This window comes from Streptomyces sp. NPDC058955, from assembly GCF_042741435.1.
In the GTDB taxonomy this organism is placed as follows: Bacteria; Actinomycetota; Actinomycetes; order Streptomycetales; family Streptomycetaceae; genus Streptomyces.
Genome location: NZ_JBHYKM010000097.1, coordinates 7,735 through 13,928, shown reverse-complemented (window position 1 = coordinate 13,928; position 6,194 = coordinate 7,735). Strand labels below are relative to the sequence as shown.

At 77.3% G+C, this 6,194-nt stretch carries 3 protein-coding genes and 2 pseudogenes; 1 reads left to right on the top strand and 4 read right to left on the bottom strand.

All coding sequences use genetic code 11. The annotated features are described in order from the left end of the window. Positions 1 to 111 precede the first annotated feature (111 nt). Positions 112 to 1,389: pseudogene (locus tag ACFW1I_RS29015) on the top strand (PucR family transcriptional regulator); the annotation flags it as partial. 15 nt (positions 1,390 to 1,404) lie between these two features. Here ACFW1I_RS29015 and ACFW1I_RS29010 read toward each other — a convergent pair. The 4 genes and pseudogenes from ACFW1I_RS29010 to ACFW1I_RS28995 form a co-directional block, all read right to left on the bottom strand. Continuing rightward, positions 1,405 to 2,493, bottom strand: coding sequence for a glycosyltransferase family 4 protein (locus ACFW1I_RS29010; RefSeq protein WP_384675410.1), 1,089 nt, complete (start codon positions 2,491 to 2,493; stop codon positions 1,405 to 1,407). A 228-nt stretch (positions 2,494 to 2,721) separates the two neighbouring features. Continuing rightward, positions 2,722 to 4,473, bottom strand: a complete 1,752-nt coding sequence (gene recN / locus ACFW1I_RS29005) for a DNA repair protein RecN (RefSeq protein ID WP_384675408.1) — start codon at positions 4,471 to 4,473, stop codon at positions 2,722 to 2,724. Positions 4,474 to 4,519: 46 nt separating this feature from the next. After that, positions 4,520 to 5,437, bottom strand: coding sequence for an NAD kinase (locus ACFW1I_RS29000; RefSeq protein WP_384675445.1), 918 nt, complete (start codon positions 5,435 to 5,437; stop codon positions 4,520 to 4,522). After that, positions 5,434 to 6,087 (bottom strand): annotated as a pseudogene (locus ACFW1I_RS28995) (TlyA family RNA methyltransferase); the annotation flags it as partial. The gene ACFW1I_RS29000 and the pseudogene ACFW1I_RS28995, both read right to left, overlap by 4 nt. Positions 6,088 to 6,194 lie beyond the last annotated feature (107 nt).

Sequence of the window (6,194 nt, the reverse complement as noted above, 5' to 3'; positions counted from 1 at the left end):
CCCGGGCGGGCCCGCCGCGCCGGGGGCGGGGCGCGGGGCCCGGGGGGCGCGGGGGGGGCGGGGGGGGGGGGGGGGGCCGCGGGGGGCGGCGCCCCCCCCCCCCCCCCCCCCCACCGCGAGGTGCCGTTCGTCGCGGTCACGGAGGAGATCCACACCGAGATCGTCAACGGCCACTACGCGCTCCAGCGGCGGGCGGAGGAGATCCACCGGCAGTGCACGGAGGCACTGCTCGGCGGCGGCGGGGTGCCCCAGGTCCTGCGGATCCTCTCCGACTTCGCCGCGAACCCGGTCTTCCTGGAGACCGCCGACGGGCAGCTGCTGTACGCGGCGGGCACCGACTCCGGCCCGGCCGACCCGCTCCAGGTGTGGGACGGGCTCCGCGGCCAGCGCGCGGCCCGCGAGTCGGGCCCGCCGACCGGCACGGTCCTCGTCGACGTCCCCGGCGGAGGCCCCGGGACGGGCTCGGTGCGGGCCCGGCTGGTGCTGCTCGCGGTCTCCGGCGCCCTCTCCCCCGTCCACCGGATGGCCGCCGAGCGGGCCGCGGGCCTCCTCGCGGTCGTCCTCATGCAGGCCCGGCAGGAGGAGGAGCTGGCGGCGCGCGGCCGCGGCGACTTCCTGACGGACCTGGCGGAGGGCCGGATCTCGGCGGAGGACGCGCCGGCCCAGGCCCGTGTCCTCGGCTTCCGGCCGGGCGAGGGCCCGCTGCTGCCGGTCGTGATGCGCCTGGCCCCCGAGCTCTCCCCGTCCGGCAGCTGGGCGCTGCTGGCCCGCGCCGTCCACGAGGAGCTGTCCTCCGTCGGCGTCCCCGCGCTCCTCGGCGTCCGCCCGGTCGAGGGCCGGGTCCCGCTGCTGCTCGGCCTGCGTTCGGAGTCGGAGCGGACGGCGGTCGCCGACCGGGTCGCGGCGGCGCTGCGGGCCGGGGTGGAGCGGGCCGGCCTGGAGGGCGCCGGGGCGCACCCGCCGGTCGTGGTGGTCGGCATGGCCGGCGGCTGGGCGGCGGCGTCGGCGGGGCTGCGGCACGCGGCGGAGACGGCCACGGCGGCGCAGGGCCTGACGGACCGCCCCTGGTACGACGCCCGGCGCCTCGACATCGACCTGCTGCTGTGGCGGCTGCGCGACCACCCGGACCTGGCGGCCTTCGTCGACCGCGCGATCGGCCCGCTGCGGGACCACGACCGCGCCTCCCGGCCGCCGCTGCTCCCCACCCTGGAGACGTATCTGGCGCACGCGGGCCGCAAGGCGGAGACGGCCCGGGAGCTGCACCTCAACCGCCAGACCCTCTACAACCGGCTGGCCCGCATCTCCGAGCTCCTGGGCACGGACCTGGACGACCCCCAGACGGTCCTGGCCCTCTCCCTGGCCCTGCGCGCCCGCCGCCACACCCCGTAACCCCGCGCACCGGGGCTAGCGGGCCGCCAGTTCGTCGTACACGCTCAGGACGTGCGCGATGGTGTCGTCCTCCGTCGGCCACGTCCCGGCCTGTACGCGCCCCGCCGCCGCGAGGTCCATGCGCCGCTCCTCGTCCTCCAGGAGGCCCCGGACGGCCGCGGCGAGCGCGTCGGCGTCCCCGTACGGCACGAGTTCCGCGGCGTCGCCGACGAGTTCGGGCACGCCGCCGACGGCCGTGGCGACCAGCGGGACGCCGAGCCGGAGCGCCTCCTGGGCGAGCAGGGAGCGCGCCTCCCAGCGGGACGGCAGCACCGCGATGTCCGCGGCGGCCAGCAGTTCGGCGACGTCGTCGCGGCGCCCGACGATCCGGACGGCGAGCCCTTCGGCGACGATCCGCCGCTGGAGCGCGGCCCGTTCGCGGCCCTCGCCGGCGATGACGAGCAGCGGCTGCGGGTCGAGTTCCCGCCACGCGCGCGCCGCGTCGAGCAGCGTCCGGTAGCCGCGTCCGGGTTCGAGCGCGCCGACGGCCATGAGCAGCGGCCGGTCGACGGCGCCGAGTTCGGCCCGGGCCTTGCCGTCGTGGAGGCAGACGGGTCCGCGCGCGGCGGGCACGGTGACGGGGGCGAGCCGGGCGTCGCGGGCGCCGCGCCGTCGGGCCCGGTCGACGAGTTCGGACGAGGTCCCGAGGACGACGGCGGCGGCCCGCGCGGTCCGGCGTTCCAGCAGCCGGACGAGCCCGCCCATGGCCCCGTCGGTGTGCGGGCGGCCGTGCCAGGTGGTGACGAGCGGGGTGCGGGCGAGCCCGACGCCGCCGGAGACGGCGAGCGCGGCCCGGACGGAGGCGTGCAGGCCGTGCGCGTGGACGACGTCGGCGCCGATGCAGGCGTTGCGGAGCACGGCGACGGTCGCGGGGTCGTTGCGGCGGGGCAGCGGCACGACGTGCGCGCCGGCCCCCGAGTAGTCGTAGAGACGGTCGAGTTCGGCCGGAGCGCACACGGTCACCCGGACGCCCCTCGCCACCAGCCCCGAGGCAAGTGATCGGACGTGCGCGCTGCTGCCCGCGCTGCCGCCGCCCAGCACTTGGACGGTACGGAGCTGTGTCACGCGCCCAAGGATGCCAGCAAGGGCGGCCGACCGTACGCACGTTCCGGCACCGACACCGCATCGTTCCCGTGTCCGAGCGCCGCCCCGCCCCCCGACTTCACCCGTCCGAGCGAGCGCGCGCCCTCACGGCGCGCGCCCCCGTTCACGTCCGGGCGCCCGGATCCCGCCGGCGGGCGCCGCCCCGGCCGCGACCGCGCGACACGGGCACGGCGCGCACCGGGCCTCGGATCACCCGTCGGCCCTGGCCGTGGCCAGCAGCTCCTCCGCGTGGGCGCGGGCGGTCTCGGAGTCCTCCTGGCCGGCGAGCATCCGGGACAGCTCGCGCACCCGCTCCTCGCCCTCCAGGACGGTGACGCCGGACCGGGTGACGGAACCGTCGTTCGTCTTCTCGACGAGCAGCTGCCGGTCGGCGAAGGCCGCGACCTGCGGGAGGTGGGTGACCACCACGACCTGCGCGGACTTGGCGAGCTTGGCGAGCCGCCGGCCGATCTCCACGGCCGCCTTGCCGCCGACGCCCGCGTCGACCTCGTCGAAGAGGTACGTCGGCACCGGATCGACCCCGGCGAAGACGACCTCGACGGCGAGCATCACCCGGGACAGCTCACCGCCGGACGCGCCCTTGGCGATGGGCCGCGGCGGGGCACCGGGGTGCGGGGCGAGCAGCAGCTCGACCTCGTCGGCGCCGGCCGGCCCGTACACCACCCGCCGCCCGCCGACCTCGACGCCCGCGGCCTCGTCCAGCGCCTCGGTCTGCCGGATGTCGAAGGACACGCGCGCGTGCGGCATGGCCAGCGAGGCCAGCTCGGCGGTGACCGCCTGGGCGAACCGGTCCGCGGCCTCCACCCGGGCGTCGGTGAGCCGCTGCGCGAGGACGGACAGCTCGTCGCGGAGCCGGTCCCGCTCGGCGGACAGCTCCCCGATCCGGTCGTCGTCGCCGTCCAGCTCCAGGAGCCGCGCCGCGCCCTCCTCCGCCCAGAGCAGGACGGCCCCGACGGAGTCGCCGTACTTCCGGGTCAGCTGGGTGAGCGCGGCCCGCCGCTCCTCGACCGCGGCCAGCCGCAGCGGATCGGCGTCCAGGTCGTCCGCGTACCCCGCCAGCTCCTGCGCCACGTCGGCCAGCAGGATGGAGATCTCCCCCATCCGGTCGGCCAGCGCGGCGAGCGCCGGGTCGTGCGTCCGCACGGCCTCCAGGGCCCGGCCCGCGCCGGCGACCAGCGTGGTCGCGTCGACGGACTCGGGGTCCTCCGGGTTCCCGGCCAGCGCGGCGTGCGCGAGCGCGGCGGCGGAGGCCAGCGCCTCGGCGTGCCCGAGCCGCTCGGCCTCGGCGGCCAGCTCCGCGTCCTCGCCGGCCAGCGGCGCGACGGCCTCGATCTCGCCGAGCCCGAAGCGCAGCAGATCGGCCTCCTGGGCTCGCTCACGTGCCCGGGTGGTGATCTCGTCCAGCTCGGTGGTGACGGCGCGCAGCCGCCGGTACACCTCGCCGTAGGCGGCGAGCGGCCCGGACACCGCCTCGCCCGCGTACCGGTCGAGCGCGCCGCGCTGCCGGGCGGGCTTCAGCAGGCCCTGCTGGTCCGTCTGGCCGTGCACGGCGACGAGCTCGTCGGCGAGCTCGGCGAGCAGCCCGACGGGCACCGACCGCCCGCCGAGGTGCGCCCGTGAGCGCCCCTCCGCCGAGACGGTACGGGTCACCAGCAGGGCGCCCTCGTCGAGCTCCGCCCCGGCCTCCTCGGCCCGCAGCGCGACGGGCGCGCCGGGCGGCAGGCTGATCCGCCCCTCGACGACCGCCGAGCCCGCCCCGATCCGCACCAGGGCCGGGTCGGCCCGTCCGCCGAGCAGCAGCCCGAGACTCGTGACGACCATGGTCTTGCCCGCGCCGGTCTCACCCGTCACCGCGGTGAAGCCGGGCGACAGCTCGACCACCGCGTCGTCGATGACCCCGAGCGACCGTATCCGCATCTCCTCCAGCACGCCCCAGACCATACGAGGTTTCCGCACCGGGACGCGACATCGCCCCCACCCGGGACGGTCAGTGGGGCGCGCCCCGCCACCCCGAGACCGGCAGCGCGAACTTCGCGACCAGCCGGTCGGTGAAGGACGCGTGGTGGAGCCGGGCGAGCCGGACGGGGACGGCGCCGCGCCGGACCTCGACACGGGCGCCGGCGGGCAGCTCGACGGTCCGCCGTCCGTCGCACCACAGCACCCCGTGCGGGGTGTGCGGCTCGACCTCGACGGCGAGGACGGAGTCGGGGGTGGTGACGAGCGGCTTGGCGAACAGCGCGTGCGCCCCGATCGGCACCATGAGCAGCGCCTCCACCTCGGGCCAGACGACCGGGCCGCCGGCCGAGAAGGCGTACGCGGTCGAGCCGGTCGGCGTCGCGCAGATCACCCCGTCGCAGCCGAAGCCGGTGACGGGCCGGCCGTCGATGGCGAGGACGACCTCCAGCATCCGCTCCGGGGACACCTTCTGCACGGCGGCCTCGTTGAGCGCCCAGTCGCGGTGCAGGGTGTCGCCGTTCTGGTAGACGGCGACGTCGAGGGTCATCCGCTCCTCGACCTCGTACGCCTTGGTGACGACCCGGTCGACGACCTTGTCGAGGTCGTCGCGCTCGGCCTCGGCGAGGAAGCCGACGCGGCCGAGGTTGACGCCGAGCATCGGCACGCCGGAGGCGCGGGAGAACTCGGCGCCGCGCAGCAGCGTGCCGTCACCGCCGAGGACGATGATCAGTTCGCAGCCGTCGAGCGCCTCCGGACAGTTGTCCGGGATCTTCTCCACCGAGGGCGGCAGCGGCAGGTCGGCCGCCTCCGCCTCCAGGACCCGGACGCCGATGCCGCTGCGCAGCAGCCCCAGGACGACGAGTTCGGCGCTGCGCACGGCGGCCGGCCTGCCGGTGTGGGCGAGCAGGAAGACGGTGCGTGGTGCCTGTGGTGCCGCTGTCTCTGTCAACGAGGTCCCTCCGCCACGGCGCGGTCGACGTCCGCGGGATCGAGTGCGGGCGCGCCGGCCCGCAGCCACAGAAAGTACTCGACGTTCCCGGACGGCCCGGGCAGCGGGCTGGCGGTGACGCCGGCCACTCCGAGTCCGAGCCCGGCCGCCTGCCGGGCGACGTTCTTCACGGCGTCGGCGCGCAGCTCGGCGCTGCGCACGACCCCGCCGGAGCCGAGCCGCTCCTTGCCCACCTCGAACTGCGGCTTGACCATCAGGACGAGGTCGGCGTCGGGCGCGGTGCAGGCGACCAGGGCGGGCAGCACGAGGCCGAGCGGGATGAAGGAGAGGTCGCCGACGACGAGGTCGGCGGGGATGCCGTCGATCGAGTCGAGGGTCATCTCGCGCACGTTGGTGCGGTCCTTGACGGTGACCCGCTCGTCGCTCTGGAGCGACCAGGCGAGCTGGCCGTAGCCGACGTCGACGGCGACGACGTGTCCGGCGCCGGCGCGCAGCAGCACGTCGGTGAAGCCGCCGGTGGAGGCTCCGGCGTCGAGCGCCCGCCGGCCCTCGACCTTCAGCCCCTTCGGCACGAAGGCGGCGAGGGCGCCGGCGAGCTTGTGGCCGCCGCGCGAGACGTAGTCGGGGTCGGAGTCGTCCTGGGTGACGACGACTGGCGCCGCGGGGGCGGCCGGGGGGGCGGGGGTGGGGGGGGCGCGGCCGGGGGGGGCCCCGCCCGTGGGCTCGTTGGTCAGGGGGCTGATGTTCGGGTCGCCCG